General features: G+C 51.5%; 17 protein-coding genes. 9 read left to right on the top strand and 8 right to left on the bottom strand.

Annotation, left to right across the window (positions count from 1 at the left end; all coding sequences use genetic code 11):
• Positions 1-443: 443 nt before the first annotated feature.
• The 5 genes from ACJJVH_RS02670 to ACJJVH_RS02650 all read right to left on the bottom strand — a co-directional run bounded on the left by ACJJVH_RS02670 (position 444) and on the right by ACJJVH_RS02650 (position 6,957).
• The gene (locus tag ACJJVH_RS02670; protein WP_412064685.1) at positions 444-1,478 is read right to left on the bottom strand and encodes a radical SAM/SPASM domain-containing protein; all 1,035 of its coding nucleotides are present in this window, start codon (positions 1,476-1,478) and stop codon (positions 444-446) included.
• A 4-nt stretch (positions 1,479-1,482) separates the two neighbouring features.
• Positions 1,483-1,878, bottom strand: coding sequence for a hypothetical protein (locus ACJJVH_RS02665; protein ID WP_412064684.1), 396 nt, complete (start codon positions 1,876-1,878; stop codon positions 1,483-1,485).
• A 354-nt stretch (positions 1,879-2,232) separates the two neighbouring features.
• A complete protein-coding gene (locus ACJJVH_RS02660; RefSeq protein WP_412064683.1) occupies positions 2,233-4,908 on the bottom strand; it encodes an SMEK domain-containing protein in 2,676 nt (891 codons plus the stop codon).
• 171 nt (positions 4,909-5,079) lie between these two features.
• Positions 5,080-6,294: a hypothetical protein gene (locus ACJJVH_RS02655; protein WP_412064682.1), complete on the bottom strand. Its 1,215-nt coding sequence runs from the start codon at positions 6,292-6,294 to the stop codon at positions 5,080-5,082.
• Between the two features lie 420 nt (positions 6,295-6,714).
• The gene (locus tag ACJJVH_RS02650) at positions 6,715-6,957 is read right to left on the bottom strand and encodes a hypothetical protein (protein WP_412064681.1); all 243 of its coding nucleotides are present in this window, start codon (positions 6,955-6,957) and stop codon (positions 6,715-6,717) included.
• 1,145 nt (positions 6,958-8,102) lie between these two features.
• Here ACJJVH_RS02650 and ACJJVH_RS02645 point away from each other — a divergent pair.
• The 9 genes from ACJJVH_RS02645 to ACJJVH_RS02605 all read left to right on the top strand — a co-directional run bounded on the left by ACJJVH_RS02645 (position 8,103) and on the right by ACJJVH_RS02605 (position 14,925).
• A complete protein-coding gene (locus ACJJVH_RS02645; RefSeq protein ID WP_412064680.1) occupies positions 8,103-8,447 on the top strand; it encodes a hypothetical protein in 345 nt (114 codons plus the stop codon).
• A gap of 108 nt (positions 8,448-8,555) precedes the next feature.
• Positions 8,556-8,876 carry a hypothetical protein gene (locus tag ACJJVH_RS02640; protein ID WP_412064679.1) on the top strand — a complete coding sequence of 107 codons (321 nt, stop codon included), beginning with the start codon at positions 8,556-8,558 and terminating at the stop codon, positions 8,874-8,876.
• A gap of 10 nt (positions 8,877-8,886) precedes the next feature.
• Positions 8,887-9,084 (top strand): hypothetical protein, encoded by a 198-nt coding sequence (locus ACJJVH_RS02635; protein ID WP_412064678.1) that lies wholly within the window; start codon positions 8,887-8,889, stop codon positions 9,082-9,084.
• Positions 9,077-9,259 (top strand): hypothetical protein, encoded by a 183-nt coding sequence (locus tag ACJJVH_RS02630; protein ID WP_412064677.1) that lies wholly within the window; start codon positions 9,077-9,079, stop codon positions 9,257-9,259. Before ACJJVH_RS02635 ends, ACJJVH_RS02630 begins: the two co-directional genes overlap by 8 nt.
• A gap of 622 nt (positions 9,260-9,881) precedes the next feature.
• On the top strand, positions 9,882-11,156 hold the full coding sequence (locus ACJJVH_RS02625) for a hypothetical protein (RefSeq protein WP_412064676.1): 1,275 nt from the start codon (positions 9,882-9,884) through the stop codon (positions 11,154-11,156).
• Positions 11,157-11,398: 242 nt separating this feature from the next.
• Complete coding sequence (locus ACJJVH_RS02620; protein ID WP_412064675.1) at positions 11,399-12,484, top strand: DUF262 domain-containing protein; 1,086 nt, start codon at positions 11,399-11,401, stop codon at positions 12,482-12,484.
• Positions 12,484-12,990 carry a HEPN domain-containing protein gene (locus ACJJVH_RS02615; protein WP_412064674.1) on the top strand — a complete coding sequence of 169 codons (507 nt, stop codon included), beginning with the start codon at positions 12,484-12,486 and terminating at the stop codon, positions 12,988-12,990. The genes ACJJVH_RS02620 and ACJJVH_RS02615 overlap by 1 nt, the downstream gene beginning before the upstream one ends.
• Before the next feature lie 119 nt (positions 12,991-13,109).
• Positions 13,110-14,381 carry a plasmid recombination protein gene (locus tag ACJJVH_RS02610; protein ID WP_412064673.1) on the top strand — a complete coding sequence of 424 codons (1,272 nt, stop codon included), beginning with the start codon at positions 13,110-13,112 and terminating at the stop codon, positions 14,379-14,381.
• Positions 14,382-14,520: 139 nt separating this feature from the next.
• Complete coding sequence (locus tag ACJJVH_RS02605; RefSeq protein WP_412064672.1) at positions 14,521-14,925, top strand: putative Ig domain-containing protein; 405 nt, start codon at positions 14,521-14,523, stop codon at positions 14,923-14,925.
• A 1-nt stretch (position 14,926) separates the two neighbouring features.
• Here the strand turns inward: ACJJVH_RS02605 and ACJJVH_RS02600 are convergent, their stop codons facing one another.
• The 3 genes from ACJJVH_RS02600 to ACJJVH_RS02590 all read right to left on the bottom strand — a co-directional run bounded on the left by ACJJVH_RS02600 (position 14,927) and on the right by ACJJVH_RS02590 (position 16,416).
• Complete coding sequence (locus tag ACJJVH_RS02600; protein WP_412064671.1) at positions 14,927-15,211, bottom strand: hypothetical protein; 285 nt, start codon at positions 15,209-15,211, stop codon at positions 14,927-14,929.
• Between the two features lie 208 nt (positions 15,212-15,419).
• Positions 15,420-16,196: a hypothetical protein gene (locus ACJJVH_RS02595; RefSeq protein WP_412064670.1), complete on the bottom strand. Its 777-nt coding sequence runs from the start codon at positions 16,194-16,196 to the stop codon at positions 15,420-15,422.
• A gap of 52 nt (positions 16,197-16,248) precedes the next feature.
• Positions 16,249-16,416 (bottom strand): hypothetical protein, encoded by a 168-nt coding sequence (locus ACJJVH_RS02590; RefSeq protein WP_412064669.1) that lies wholly within the window; start codon positions 16,414-16,416, stop codon positions 16,249-16,251.
• Between the last annotated feature and the right edge of the window lie 71 nt (positions 16,417-16,487).

Raw genomic sequence — 16,487 nt, 5'->3', positions numbered from 1 at the left:
TCGGGCGACAAAAAGAGCCGGTTTTGCGAATGCAGGTCCGATATGCGCTCCGATCTCCCATGCCAGCCCGGATGCGGAGCACGACGCACCGGCCTTGCGGCGTCCAAAGCCAACCCAAGGCCGGACAATCTTCCGGCGGCCACGGGGCGACGCAAAGACGGAACGCGCCCATCGAACCGATAACCGGCCTTCGACGGAGACATCACAGCATATTTCGGTGGAGATTTTCGGGAAAATATCAGTGTTTTCAGCTGGTCGGAGTGGAGTGATTCGAACACTCGACCCCCACGTCCCGAACTTCGGGGAATTTCGCAGAAAGCCCGGAATTGAAGCCTCCGTCAACCCATTTGATGCCCGTTCGTTCCCTCTATTTTCCGTTGTTCCGTTAGATGTCGTTAGGTGCGAACCCGCTGCCCCTCAGAAAACCTCTAGCCGAAATTCGGTCACCGATTTCCGCAAACCACCAAATCTTCAAAGATCGGACAGCCGTTCATGCATGTTTTTTGGTGCCCGCATCCAGAACAGCGGTCGGAGCGAAAATAGCTCCTGAAGGATTTCATATTTTCCGAATTTCTCCAAATATCTTCCAACGAGTTTTCAGAAGTTAGTTTGTCACCAGCAGCAAGCCCGCTCTGAAAGGAACACGGGTGGACCTGCATATCTTCCGACACGTATAACGAAAACCGCCCTGCGTCGCATGCATCAACGACAGTAGAGCTTGTTCTGGTTCGCCCAAATACCCCACTGACGCAACAGGCATCGAAACCGATTTTTAACTTGCACTCCTTCGAAGTTGCCAAGGTGAAAAATTCATCAAGCCGGTCGCTGTGCCGCAGCAACTTCGACTCGAAAACTTTTCGACCCGACGGCTTGTAGTTAAGAAAAACGAGAGCATTGATGCCGCGCAGGAAGTCAGGCGGATCAGTCATCCACTCTATGGCGGTGGCGACGCTATCAGCGTCGAGAATGAAATGAATGTTAGTTTTGATCTGGTGACTAGCGAGAAGCCGAATAGTGTCGGCTGTCTCGTTGTAGGGAGCATAAGCCGACACTGCGACAGCGCCGCAGTAGGCTTTTGTCGCGGCCAGTATCTCGTCGGACAGCCCACGCCCATTTGTCGTATAATTGGGCACGATGTCATTCTCATAAGTATACTTGAGAATCTCGATAAAGTTTGGGTGTTGGTTAGGATTTCCACCACCTAGTGCAACCTGTAAGGTCCCCATCCGAGCGGCGGAATCGATAACGCTCTTATAGTCATTGAGGGCCATATGATGGCCGGACTTCGTTGAGCTTTTGTAGCAAAAGACGCATCCCTTATCGCACCAGTTGGTGATTGAGATGTCCATTAATTCCGGGCCGTGCGGAGACCAAAAAGGCTCCGGCGTTCCTTTGTCTTCAACTCGCGCAAAGAACCCCGTCTTCGCATTAAAAAATGTCGAATATCCCTGTTCGCTGTAGCGGTTTATTTTGAGCATCCGGTCACCAATAGCTTGGGTAGGCGTTGATGAAGAATTTGTCCGTCTCGATCTCGAAAATTTCCATGCAGAGGATCGATTCAGCTATTGCGCCATCGCTGCTCAGGCCACCTCTTACAACCTGCTTGCCCTCAACAAGCGCGTTCGAAATCCTCGCCAATACCTCAGGCGTTAGATCGAAATCGCGACTGGACGCGGCTTGTTCAACGCTGACAATACGCTCTCCGTTTAAGATCGAATTATCCAACTCTTCATACATGGAGACGAAAAAGCTTCCGAGCGGACCTTGGTCAGACGCGCCAATTGCCTCGAAGAAGCTTTCTTTTGTAAACTGCTGATCAGAAATGTAGATAAACGAGGTTGAGGAACTATTTGAAACAAAGTCCATTTTAATTTTCACGCTCGTCCCTCCATTTTTCCAATGCCTCTAACACGGACTCCAGGTAGTTATCGCTATATATAGGGTCGACGATTTGTGATAGATTCTCAATCCGGAATATATGCTCTCTGCTTAGATCATCCTCGTCGAGATTTTCTCCGTGGCACATCTCGATGTATTGACCAAGTGTCGGGTACTCTATGGAATAATACCGACGGTATTGCTCTTTGAGATCGAGTGAACCGACGAAAAAATCCCAATAGACCCGTTCTGTAAGCTGCGCAGCAAGGCCTCCAGGCCTAACGGAAAGTATCTGGAAAAACTCCGCGAGAGAGGGCGGATTCGGAAACGGCAAGATGAGCTTAGCGTCTCTCACTATGCCGCTCCTGCGAAAGCGACGATTGATCGCGCGTAGTCCGCAATCCTGCCTGAACGAGACTGTTCAACAAACGAAAAACAGTTCTCATATTTACCGCTCCCTTTGAGCCGGGCCAAGATCGACCGAACTTCAAACTGTTGGTCCGCGCTTGCCAAAAAAGCCAACTGGAGAACAAATATCAGATAACTCTCACTTAGGTCTTCTTTAGTTGCCGCCGCTTCAAGCCACGAAGCGACGAAATTCTTTATGGGATTTTCTTCATAACTAGGCACATACCTCCTGGTACGGAAGAGAATGAAGAATAGCTCTGAAACATCAGAATTGTTGAGGGAGTTTATGTGTTCAAGCAACAGCCTCCGATTCAAAGGTTGCTCATTATCCCCCCTGTTGAAGAGAAAAACACCGATCCGTCGAACAACCTCGGCTTTCCGATTTATATCTAGGTAATCAAGAGCACGCCGACGGTCGTCTTCATTTTGATATTCGTGGGGAAGTGTCGCAATCGCAATCGAATAGTGAATATCGAAATCTTCGGAACCTACGCAATATGCCAAAATCTCTGCTTCGTTGAACTGACGCGCAAGGAGGTAGACGTATTTGAAAACGCCTTCGAAAATTGGCCGCTTCCGAAGCTGCTGCATCGTCTCAAGAAATTTCGGGAAGTCCGTTTTAGATAACTGCTGAACGAGGTAAAGCGCGATGACAAAGTCCCTCAGCTCATCATAAGTGAATGAGATTGTCTCATCCAGCATTGTCAGAAGCGTCTTTTCGGCAGGCTCACGCCTCAACACAATATCTTCCGAAACGAGTATATCAATGATCTGCTGCTGGACGCTGGTGTAGGCACCCGTGCTTATATTGTAGTACCGATCATCCGACAGCATATTTTCAACAAGCCTATAAAGACACGGAAGAAATTCCGCTTTTAGAGCCTGAGGGAGACCTGCTCCCTTGCTGTACAAATAGCTTTCGTAAAGCTTTATCTTATATATATCCGCGATAGAACCTTTATCTTGCCCTTCATGAAGGTCGCAGAAAATCCTCATCATCAAGAGGTCGCTCTTCAGAAAGTCCGCAGCGTGGCGCGACAAGCGGACTTTAATTTTGAAATGCGCCAGATAAGACGAGAGCATTCGTTCAAGGCTTTCGTCCGACATGTCGGCTTTCAGGTCTTTGATACGAAGAATTGTATCCGCGAAAGGTTCGTCAAGAAGTGAAGCGAACTTATTTTCAAAAAACTCAGTTCTGCACGTTATTATAATTTTGACGAATTTGTATTGATTGACCGAATTAAGGAAATCAGACAGTTCTGACAAGAAACTATCCAAATCCTTAACTTCGTTGATACCATCGATGGCAATTACAAACGGTTTGTTTATCGCCATGGCCACCTGATCGAACAGGTTAAGAGCTGCGTGGATATCGTCGCATTTGGGGAGAAAGCGGTTCTGAGATAGGAAGGCGAGAATTCGGCTTGGGTGGCTGTATTTATTGAGTTCCCTGGCGGGAATAAATACCGAGGGAATTTCAAATTTCCCGAACTGGTTTTCAACAAGGTCGCAAATGAAATTAGTTTTGCCCTGCCCTGCCGAACTCGTGATGAGCAGAATTTTGCTCTCGGTAATATTTATGAGCGCAAGAGCTTGGCTATAAAGGTTTTCAAAGGCGCTTGCAGCGCCCTCGATCACAAGTTTTAACAACGATTGAAGCGCTTCTTTTTCAGGAGCTACTTTGTATTCTGGGCATGATGTACGCGGTGAATGCCCCAAGGGATTCACCCGCTGAATCTCCTGCTCGATCAGCTTTTTCCTATCGGTTAGATAGCTGTTCATTTCCTCCAAAGAGCGGGGGAAATCGGCGTCACTCAAGCTCACGATGCTGGAGCGAAGCGGGCCGATGCCAATCTTTGCAAGGTAGTTGTTTACCCGCGAATAATCGACTTTTTTGAGCTTATCTTCGACCTTCCTCCCAAAAAAAACAGGGTGACTATAAAGTCGAGTAGTTTCTTTTGCTTTAGTGGGTTCAACAAAAATTGACGGTATATATTTTTTTGTATTCTTCTCAACTTCAATTTTTGATTTACTAAACTCTAGAAAACCGTCAAGGTCCGACCTAAACTGATTATAATCGGTCCATCTTTCGAATTCAGCCGCCAAAACATCGGAAATTTTTTTTAGTTTATCTACTGGAGCTTCTGCTATCCTAGATAGTAAATCAGAATAATCGATAATATTTTTACCAACGGAAAAATTTATTTTTTGCCGAGAAATCTCTTCGGTTAACGCCTTAGATGTATAATGATCCTGCTTCTGCGTAATAACCAAAACAAATAACGTATCGAACTGCGCCTCTAATTTGTGTTCCCGAAACTTTTCGAGCGTTGAAATCACTTTGGCGCTGCTTCCATCGGAAGTTACCTGAAATGAAATTTTCTTTGTTTCACATCCCAAGTCGACTGAAGGGAAGTTCGCCTTAATCGCGTTCTGGTTTTTCAGGTCGGGGCAGTCGTATATGATGGAGAGGATCGGAATAAAGAAGTTTTCGGCAATCTTGTTGATGTCAAAGTGATCGCACGCATTGTTGCACTTAATATCCACAATCAGGTGCGCGAGGTAGCGTTTGATTTTGTCTAGGTATTGTTGGCTGTTCATCTGCTGCTGCAACCATTCCACGAAGATGTTCGACGCGCCGCAATCCTATTCAAAAATGGCACCTATGGAAACGGATGGAGCAAGATTTTCAGTTGAGAGATGGCTGGAGACCCACAAATTCACCCCGTGCCGTTTCTAAGCGCTTCCTAAAAGTCGCAGTTGCGGCCTGCGCGGCCGCACCGCTCAAACCGATCAAGCAGCTTTTGCCGCTTGGGATTTAATTCTCTTCGCTTCGGCGGCCCTCTTTTCTCGATCAGCCTTTTGCGCGTCGTTGACCTCAATATGGAAGTCCGGTGAAAAATGACCGTATACGGCCTTGATCACTTCTTCCGTCGTCGACAGGTAACTCGCAATAATGTCAAGGGCGACGCGCTTCTCCATCAACCAACTTGCGCACGTGTGCTTGAAGGTATGGCGATTGACTTCCCTCGCGCGATTCTCGGCAAACACCTTGAATTTCAGCGTATAGAAGGCTCGCCGAGTGGAACCCGGCTTGCCATTGTGCTCGATTACGTTCGTTGCCCCTTCCTCCTTCCAGCGTCTAAGCTGGTGCAAGAGGCGGTCTGGTATGCGAACGGGATCGGCTCGCTTGTTCAGGGGTGTCTTATTGCCGACACCTGCTCGGTAAAAAATCCCGTTCTCTACGTCCATCCAAGGGCGGCCATCGACGTTCTCAAACGACGCTTGTTCGATCTTCTCGGCGCGGGTTCCTGTATGAACCGCGATCAGGATGAACCGCGCCAAATGCTTCGACGTCTTATGCCCCTTGGAACCCATGGCATCGTTCTTGGCGCGATACGCATAACGCACCAGCCTCGCAACTTCGGCATGGCTGTAGTAAGTCATGCGAGGCTCGGGAGCGGATGGCAATTCCCAATCGATGATGTGGCCTTTCAATTCGCAAAGGCCTTTCTTTACGCCAAACAGGACCATCGCCTTTAGGTCCTGAAGCTCTCGGCGAGCCGTATTGTCGGCCAAGGGCTTACCGGGTCGCGCCTTCTGCTGATATGCAGCGCAGTTTCTCTCGTTTATGTCGTAGACGGTCTTGCCTGCCCAAAAGGTGATCAGGCGTTCAACGGAATTCAGATAGTCACGTTTACGCTCTTTCGATTTTTGGGCGATCTTTTTCTGGTGGCGCTCGATGTAGAAGCGGATGAGGTCGACAATGAGGACTTCACGAACGTCCTTGCCGTGATCAGCAATCGGTGTTTGTGCGTAGAGCGCTGCCTCATACTCGTGCCGCTTTATCTCAGCGTCCGCACGAAGTTCATAGCCGAGTCCCGTGCTAACAAGCTTCGGTCCATGCTTGATTGCCCAATATCCCCGTGACTTGAGCTTCTTCTCTGGACCGGGCTGGTATTTCGGCTTGATCCAGACGAGGTGCGGGGGCTTTGCTGGTCTTGGCATGAGGCGATCCACTCCTGAATTTGGCGTCGCGTGACATGGATATTCTTTGTGTTAAGGCGGGTTGTTGCCAGCTGGCCGCGTTCAATTGCGAGGCGCAACGTTTTCACGGTGACAACTGTCGACGGTTCCGGCTCCGTATTGCGGTACAGAATGCCGCCGAGTTCCTGCAGGCAAACCGCTTGAGGTAACGATAGTGGGGTATCCGAGGCGGGATCGAAAATCTCAAGGAGGCGGCACGCTTCGGTGATAGCCGCGTCCAGTCTATAAGCTTGCGCTATAGTTTCTTCGCTGGCCCTTGCAAGGCGTTCGCTTTCCGCGATTGTTGCCGCAACTTCCTTTTGAAACTCTTCATATTCTTCGTCTGTCATCCGTGTCACCTTTCCAGTGACCACCTTACTTAAAGCGCGACCTCGGGGTTTTTCAAGAGATAGCTTTGAACGAGGCAAAAGCTCGGATGCCGTCCCTCCGGACTTCCGCTTTTAACGACGCCGCAGTTCCTGGCAGTCTGCTCTTGCGAACCAGTGTCTTTTCCGCGTTTCCATGCACCTGAACGTAGATCGCAGCGACATAGCAGAGAATGCCGCCGCTTCGGTCCGTTTGGCAAACTTCAACCACCTCGACATTAACCGTCAAACCCTTGATTTTTGTGATCGTCCTTTTCATTGGAAACCCTTACTTCAATTTGATTTCATTGAGTAATTTATAGCAGAAATGGCGATTTGTGAGAATCCTTGCGACAGGAAAGATGTCGTTCGTAGGATAGTATCCGTAAACAAATTCGATTGGATTTTAGGGATTTCGGGAAGGGGGCATCTGCCTCGATCTCAGCGGTAGGCAGGGGTTGATAGGATGGCGGGCGGCATAGGCTCTTTAACCGCCTTGGCCAGAATGGGCATGGCGGTGACCGCAGGTCATAAAGAGCCGCCCGCTGTCCTGTCACCGAGCGGCAAGGTTCCATGTCTATGCGGGAGTGCCGGTCCGCGCAGCGGATCAACCAGAGACACGCGGCTCTGGTCGAAGGCATGGAGCATCGACATGGAAAGGAGCGAGGCTACCCCTGCCGGGACAAAGAGGGCAATGCACGGCAGAGGAGGTTCGTACACAGTGACAGGGGTTTATCTCTCCCGAAGGTCGGTTTTCGAACGAAATGAAAAAAGTTTTGAAGGCCTTGCAGAACTGATTTTTTGAGTTATGGCGCAAAAACTGTATTTTCTAACGCAGCAATCAAAGGCGCATTTACTTAGTAATTTTTTCTAAAAAGCAATTGGCAGAGCGCAAATTGCAAAGTACAAATTGCCTATTTGTGGATTTTAATTTCGCACTTCTCTTGCAAAGTCAAAATCATTCTGCCATTTATAGCTTATCGATAGCGAAACGCCGCAAGTAAGGCCGATCAAAATCGATAGTAATGTTTCCCTTTGAGGGATTGCGGCAGACATGAAGTCTGTAAGTCCGCAGCCACCCGTTACCCGCTTCTGCGGCTAATAGGCGGAAGAGGATTACCCGGCCCTTCGGGGTTGGGGATTCCCATTGAACCGTCGCGATGACGGCTCTGAATATGATCTGCGATATTGCACCGTCGTATAGACGGCTCTGAATAGCTCCCACCAGATCGGGAGTCGAGAACTGTGAAAATATGTTTCTCAGTTTGAATAGCACCCGGTTCGCCGGGTGTCTTCCGCCGGATGGCGGTTCAAGGACATCAATCGCCGACGCGATTTCCTTCCCTTGCGTTCTGCAAGCTGTCGAGGGGCGTTTAACTGCGCCCTCCGATCTCTCATGCTCTCTCTTTCACAAAAGGCTTCGAAATGACTGAAATTGAATACACGCCCATCACCGTTGAGCGCGACGATGCGCCGGACATTGAATTTCATGGAATCAGGATCGCTTCGTCGGCCAGTTCCGGAGACAGTTCGCATCCTGATTTTTCTGGTTCGAGCGGACGCAGGACCCTTATTCGCCTCTATCGCACGAAAGGAGGAAAATTTGTCTGCGAGCGTATTGAGCGGAGCAATTGGGTAGGCGAACGCGATCAGTACGACGCGCATATCTGTGACAAGACGAGCGAAATCTTCGAGTTTTTCGGCCACGGCTGGCTTGCCAAGTCGCTTTATGCGGAAGCTGGAATCTCGGCTGCCGTTGAAGTCGAATAGGCTTCTCTGATCCGGCTGCACACGCAGCATAAAATACCATCACAATCCGGCAAATTGCTTCCGCTCAGGAAGAGCAGCGAAGCGTTGCCAAAGCATAAGGATGTCAAAATGCTTACATTTCAGAACTTCAAATCCGGCCCCGCTGCCGATATTTGCCGCAAGGCAGGACTCTCCATCACGAAGCTGGGTAGCTGGAACCAGTTTACCGAAGCGTTCCAGGTCTTGAGCCAGAAGACCGACTATGAACTGCCCAAGCGATTTCAGACCATGCCTGCGTCGTCGGGCGAAAAGGCCGTCATTCAGGCGATTCTCCATGCCGCCGACTATTCTCGGTATGCAGACGAGATGGAAGGAACATGGGGCCGGTTGGATTACGTGACGGGCGAGCACGCTGAAGCCGTCGCCGCTTCGATCCTCCGTCGCGGTTGAGGGCAGCATCATGACCTTTGAAAACAACAGCATCGACTTCGTTCAACTGCTTGCCCTCCGCCGCACCGAACGTCTTGCGGCCCTGGTGAAGGACCAGCCGCCGGAGTTCTGGGATGCGATATCCGCGAAGTTGGATGCTTCGCCTGACGGCACCATCACCATGGATGATCTCATGGAGACTCTGCACGAGGAAGAACTTGATGAATAGGATCATTGTGCAACTGGACGATATCCATGCCGAAGCCCTCGCGCAATTTTGCAAGCGCACGTTCATCGACCGTGTTCGGATATTCTCCTCGTCTGAAACAGAGGCGTGGCGGATGGTCGATGCAATCCATGAACTGCGCCATGCGCTCGCCGAAGCCGGTTTTGCGCCACGATAAGTGGATCGGTGCTTGACGCCGGTTCCGCCTGCCATGACCATAAAAAAACACCGCGTCATAGGGCTGGAACCCTCTGCGGTGTTTTTGATCAATGTTCGAAAATGATGAACGATATCATGCTTGATGTAAAGACCCCATTGACAATTGAGTGACCCTGTCGCTGGGACATATCCCAGCCGACGATACGCCGCATTCTGTCACAAAAAAATGTCAACATAGTTCGCCTTCAGATTGCAGCAAGGCGAAAAACAAGACCTCCTTCAAACTCCTTTTTGACGATCCTGCTAACGCCCCTTCCATTGATCCGTACGCGGATGGTGAGCGGCGCGTTCGTGCTGCTGTTTCCGTAGGTTCTAAAGCTGGGACCGCAAGGCCGCAGGCCGCGCAGAAGCCCGCCGAAGGCCGGGCTCTCGGGAGTGGAGGAGCTACGGTTCCGCATCGCGGGAACGGAGGTCATACGCTCCCCCTTCCTCCTTCCGAAACCAATCAATTCATAGGATCGTCAACGGTAAGTCGCTATGCGCTACTCGCCAAAGTCCAACGCCTTTGCAGACCTAAAGACCAAGAGGAACGTGGACCTGCTGTCTGCGGCTGTGGCAGACCCGGTGAAGGTGCAACTCATGTGAATATTCACCTGCGTTATGGTGAGCAGACTGGCGAACTTCGCGCTGGCGTCAGCGGAATTTACCGCTGTGGCTCGCCATGGCTCTGTCCGACCTGCGCTCCAGGAAAGGCGCTGGAACGCGCGGAGCGGGTACAGGCGGCGGCAACCGCTACATTCCTGCGGGGCGGTAAAGCTGCGCTCGTGGTGTTGACCGCCTCACACTCCCTGGAAATGTCGCTTGCCGAGATCAAAGAGCTTGTAAAAGCCTCGTCCAGCGCCGCTCGCAAAGGTCGCGCGTGGGTGAAGGCTGTGAAGGAATTTGGCATTCTCGGTGTCATCGTTGGGCAGGAAGTGACATTCAGCCTGGAGCACGGCTGGCATTACCACCAACATTTGTCGGTCCTCGTCGATGGCCCTGATGCCGATGCTTACAGACGTGCGGAGCAAGCGGGCGAGTGGATCGCAAAGGCGTATTCCGAGAAGGTACGTGATAAAGGTGGCGAGGTCTCCGACCGGTACGGGTGGCATGTACGTGTCGCCTGCAATGCCGTTGATGCCAGTGACTACACTGCCAAGGGGTCCATGGCGTGGGAGGTTGCTGGGGGACATAAGGACGAAACGAAGTCTGCGAAGTCCTTGACACCGTGGGATATCGCCGTTGCGGCTTCGGCGGGCGACAAACAGATGTTCGCCAAGTGGAAAGAATACGAAGCGACCATGCCCGGTACACGATCATGTGTCGTGTCCGCCGCGCTTGCGAAAAAGCTCGGCCTGACGGCTGAACCGCAAAACGATGATGAAGACAGCGAGCAGCTATATCACGAGACCGACGATGTTGTCGGTCGTGTGGATGCACCGGTTTGGTCGCGATGGATGCGGCACGGACTCGCCAGCACGTTCCTGCTGCGAGTCGAGTACGGCGGCGAAACAGGGTTCGCGGGTGCTGTCGAGCAGACTGAGGCAGAATCGATGGAAATCGAACGCCGTTGGCAGGAAGAGAAGGCCAAACGCGAGCGTGAGCGGCAGGAGCAGCAGACGTCGTGCAAAGCCGATGTCCTGTTGAGACAGGCCGCGAACGACGTGCGCAAGCACCAGCACCGAGCCGGAATGCTGCGGCATATCGGAGATGTCGTTGAGCGAATTGCTCGCGACAATCCAGATCAGCCGCGCCTTAATGCCGGGGCCGTGCTGACCATGGTCGAGCGTCCCGCACCGGCAGCACCGGCAGATGACGACTTGGCTGCGATCTTGAAAATGATCGAAGACATGTCGGCCAGGCAGATGGCAGCGTGACCATCTGCGGATGTGACCTCCCCGGTCATGGAGGGGGCTGCCGGAAGGCTCTCGATGAAATCGTCCCTCGGAAGAGCCGACACTTGTTTACAAGTGGTAATCGGTCACTACACCTTTGGGCTCTACGAGACCTTCCGACCTTCCGCTTACCAGGTTGAATGCCTGCCCTCTCCCCGTTATTTTCGAGTTTTTTAACGTGTTGCGCTGTACAAAAGTGCAACTCAAATATGTGGTGAAGGTTTATGATCGACGAAACTGAGCTTGATGAAGACTTGGATATAGACGCGGAAGACGAGGACGAAGAAGCTTCACACGTAGCGTACGACATTGCCACCTATCCGTCTGACCTGACACTCAGCGTCATCCATGAAATGTGGACCAATAAGGAAATCACGATCCCTTCGTTCCAGCGCAATTTCGTCTGGAACATAAAACAGTCTTCGTTGCTAATTGAATCTTTCCTGCTTGGACTACCAGTTCCGCAGGTATTCTTTTACATTGATAATGAAAACAAAAACCTCGTGATCGATGGCCAGCAGCGTATCCTCAGCATCATTTTCTTTTTCGAGGGCCTGTTCGGATTCGAAAATCTCCAAGGTAGAAGACAAGTCTTCAGGCTCTCGGGCCTCGCAAAAGACAGCCCTTACTACAACAAGCGCTATGAAGACCTTTCGACCTCTGACCAGCGACGTGTCAAAGGATCGATTCTTCGTGCGGTGAATATCAAGCAACTCACCCCCGCCGGGCAAACCACGAGTATGTATCACATATTCGAGAGGTTAAACACGGGCGGAACTCCGTTGCGTCCTCAGGAAATCAGAAATTGCGTCTTCGCAGGCGGGATCGTCGACGTACTTCAAAACCTGAACAAGAACCCGCAATGGCGCACGATAATAGGAAAGAAAACATACGAGCGGCACCAGCGAGACGTGGAGATGTTATTGCGAATCTTCGCCATCGCAGAGAAGGGCAGCGCCTATGAGAAGCCTATGAAAGAGTTTCTCAATTTGCAGATGCGCTCTCACCGAAAGGGAGACGACAATACCACAATCAACTTTGCCGAGGCGTTCACAGCGGTGACGAAACTCGTTGCCGAAAAGCTTCCCAAGAAACCGTTCCACGTTCGCGGGCCGATCAATCTCGCAGCAATGGATTCTATCATGGGCGTGCTCATTAAGCACCGGTCGAAAATTAAGCCTGATCTAGCTGACCGTTACAAGAAGCTTCTTGCCGATAAAGGGTATCAGGAAGCGATCTACTTCAATACCAGCGATGCTGTGACCGTCAAAGAACGCTTAAATCTCGCAAAGAAGTATTTGATCGACTGATGGCGTATACAACTCGATTCTCCCTGGTCGAAGATTACTTGGCCCACCTTGATCCGATGATGGCAGGAATAGCCGATCAATTTATACAGAGCCGATACCTCGGATTTGTTCTTATATCGGCTGTTACGGTCTATGAGCTTGCTATAAAGGATATAATTTACGAGTTTTCCGACAAGAAACACGTTGTTCTGGGCAAATTTGCTAGAGCAAAATTCGATCAACTAAACGGTCGCATCAAAATAGATTCTTTGAAGAACGAACACATTAAAATGTTCGGCGATAAGTACGTCGACAAGTTCAAAAATAAACTGCAGAAAAAGGAAGACGCATCGCTCGCGGCCGGTGGACCAAGTATCAAATCCTCTTATGGGAATATTATCACTTGGCGGCACGCGTTCGTGCACCAGGGCGTTGCGCCATCGACGACAAATTACGAGGAGATCAAGCGTGCCTACCTTGCTGGGAAAGAAGTCCTGCATTGCGTGAACGAGGCTATGGTTCGGTAATTGGTACGGTGCGAGTGAACTTTTGGGCCGATTTCGAAATCTCATCATGACAGGCTGATCGGCACTATCGTTCCTTGCAGGGCGGCCTGCGAATGTCGTCTTCCTGGGAGGACGAGATTATGGGTTTTCAGTTTATTCATCTTGAGAGCTACAGCAGGAAAGCTGATAGCAAAGGACGGTCAACTGACTTCATCTTTAGCGAAGCCAGCCGGAAGCCGGAAGCGTCCATCCACGTCCAGAGTCCCGTGCCGCCCATCGTTGTGTTCGGCGTCGGCGTGGAGGAAGTGCAAGCAATGCACGATGTTGCCGCCGATGCCGCGACGATCAACATAGAGGGCGGTAAAGTTCGCAAAATCCGCAAGGATCAGAAAACCTTGCACACAGTCGTCGCTAGTCATCCCTACACGATGGCTGAAGTTCGGGACGAACTGGAGAAACGGCGAGAAGCCGAAGAATGGGAAAAGAGGACAGTTGACTGGCTTCGTTCGCAATACGGGGTCGATTTAAAGTCCGTCGTCAGACATGAGGACGAGTCACATTTTCATCTTCACGCATATATCGTGCCGACTGATGACCCCGAGATGAAGGCGCTGCGCCATCATCCCGGCACAACCGCCAAACGCGCGATGATGGCCGCTGGTCCTGCCGAAGGCGAGGACGCGAAGGCCCTGCATAAGCGTGCGGATGCAGCATATAAACAATCAATGCGGGCGTGGCAGGACTCGTATTATGAAAGCGTCGGAATACCGTGCGGCCTTGCACGCCTCGGTCCGAAGCGCCGCCGCCTGACCCGCGCCGAATGGCAGCGCGAACAGGTCCAAGCCAAAGCTCTCCAAAAGACGGTCCAGCAGGCAAAAAAGCTCAAGGCGTCGGGTGACGATTTCGTGACGCGAACGAAAGCGGAAGCGGAAGCAATTCGTACCGCCGCCGCCCAGGACAAGGAGATTGCCGAAAAGGCGAAAGCCACTGCCCTGGCTGCGACGGAACAGGCTCATAAGGCAGAAGAAGCCGCTGCAGAGGCCATCGCTCGTGCTGATAGGTATTCCGGCATTGGCGGTCGCTTGAGGGCTCTGTGGGACAGTTTAGGGGAATCCAAGCTTGCAACCAAACTTCGAGAGGAATTTGCCGCCGAGATCGCGAGGGTGCAGGCTTTTGCTAGGACCGTTCAAGACCGGCTGAAGGCGGAAGAAAAGCGCCGTCATGAAGCGGAAAAGAAAGCCCATGAGGCCGCGCAGGACGCCGAGCGAGCGCGTGACGCCGCTTTAAGAATGCAGATCGAAAGGGATCGAGCATGGTCGCTTCTGCCGCCTGAAAGACAACAGGAACTTGCAGCGACGGGTCCAGCGATGAAAATGACGCTGCGGCCTTCAGATAGAAAAGATAAGAGGTAGGAGGTCGGCTACTACCGGGGGACCGGGTTCGCCATATTCATTGAAACCCACCTTTCGCATCGGCGCAAGATACGAAACAGGTTTGTCGCTTGCTTGACCATGTGCGGCAATCTTGGTCTGTTTCATTGGAGACTTCCGCATGCGTCTACTTCCCGTTGCTCTTGCCGCGTTGGTGCTTTCGTCGTCTGCGCATGCGAGTGAAATCATATGGCGCTCGCCGAAAACCGGCATCCTCAAGTTCGTCGAACCCCCGCCTGAGTTGGAAATTCCCGATCCCGTCATCGATTTTTGGGTTTCCGACGGGGCCACAACAAAGGTGCGATCCGGCACCAGCTTGGCAATTACTCCGATCTGGCCCGCAGGAAGCCCGAGGACGGGCTATACCTTTTCGAGCCCGGACCTTCCCTCGACGCTATCGCTGGACCTGTCAAACGGGCTGATTAAGGGGCGGATTTCCATCGCTGGTCGATATGACTTCTCTGTCACCATCTCGGATCGCCAAGGTGACTCGCAAACCGTACCTGTCGGGGTCCTCGTGGAATAGATCACGCGGCCAGTTCCAGCGTAGCGTTGTGATGTCTCCGAAAGGCCGTCATCGCCGCTTTCTGAGCTTTGCTCAACGTCGACTCATGGCCTTGCGCGACAGTCCGATCTGTCTCGCCGCCATGGGCGTCAAATGTCGTCTTCTCCAAGAAATAAACAAACCTGCCGAGCCAAACTTTATTGATTAAAATCTGGAAGACATACGGCTTTCCGTGCACGTCAATCGTGCATTCATCTTCCATATCCCAGCGCACTCGATAGCCGCGTCTAGTTTGATTCTTCTGCATGGCGTCGTCCTTCTTCAGTTTGCATGTCGCCAATCGACGCACGCAAAAGATTCACAGAAAGAACAGAAATTCAATTCACTTAGAATTTATATAGACAAAACAACAATTTACTTGACAAGGAAATGTATATAAAAAGATTTACTCGAATTTATCGGGAAAAATATTTGAACATTTCCTTGCCGTCAACAGTTAATATTTTGTGATTTCCTTAATCGGAACCGGGTGGCTTCGGGCCGGTCGAAGGCGTTTCCTTAGCCTCTTTCTTTCGTTCCTCGGCTTCACTGCGCAATTCCTCTCGCCACCGCTCCGCCGCTCGTGGAAACTCGCGGGCCGTCATTTCTGGTGTCCGACGACGACATTGTCGCGACAGGTCTTTCCAAGTGAGCCCGTTCGTTTCGGCCGCACAGGCGTCGATCCAGGCGTGTGCGCTCGGATCGACAATGAGCTTGAGAGCCGTAATCGCGTCTGGTCGTGCGTGCGGATACTGCATCTCGAAAAGCAGCGTCCATATATGCACTGGCTCGTCGGAATAACGTTTCGGCATGCCGGGAATGTGCAGAAATTTCGGGGAAAGGCGTGGCCGATGTTCGCGATTGTATGCGGCGATGTCCTCATAGGTAAGCCCGTCGTAAACTTCTAGGTGCTCTTCGCCGCGTCGTGGCCGGTGATCGTACAGATAATGACGGTCGTAGTCGCTGATGGTGTCGGCGGAGGGAGCCTTTTTCTCTGATTTCCTTGGCAGCTCCGGCTGACGTTTCTGCTGCGTAGGATACTGCGCAGCAAAATCAACAGGAGAAAATGCCTGAACCGGCTTGGATTCGAGCAAGGCCAAAAGCAGGGTTAGCAGCCATCTGCGACGACGGTCGCGCTCAGCCCGTTGCTGACGGCGGTGAAGGTCTTCGATCCATTTTCGCCAGCGGTCGGCGGCCCGGCGGCGCTTGCGAGACTCGTCCTTGCGGGCTTGTGCGGCTGTGTTCGGTTTCATGGCAGTTTCCTTTGTCGTCAAGGCTGACAAAGGAAACTGCAAGCGACAATATCTATCCGCCGAAGCCGCCGAGCTTAGGTCCCTTCGGTTTGGAATTTTCTAACGCTTCTTCCGCGTCCTTCCTGTTGTCAAAGCATTGCTCATCGCCATCAATCTCGACGCAATACATCTCGTATTCGTCACCATTCTCATCTTCGAAAACTTTGATTTTCATCGTCACTTTCTTTCTCCGCTTTGCAGTGGGCGGAATGTGTATCACAACCCTAAAGAAACAGTTTTCATCTCTACTGA

The sequence above is a fragment of the Rhizobium sp. SYY.PMSO genome (genome assembly GCF_046840415.1).
GTDB lineage: Bacteria > Pseudomonadota > Alphaproteobacteria > Rhizobiales > Rhizobiaceae > Rhizobium.
The sequence above is the reverse complement of the archived record's forward strand: the minus strand, read 5'-3'. Positions and strand labels throughout refer to the sequence as shown.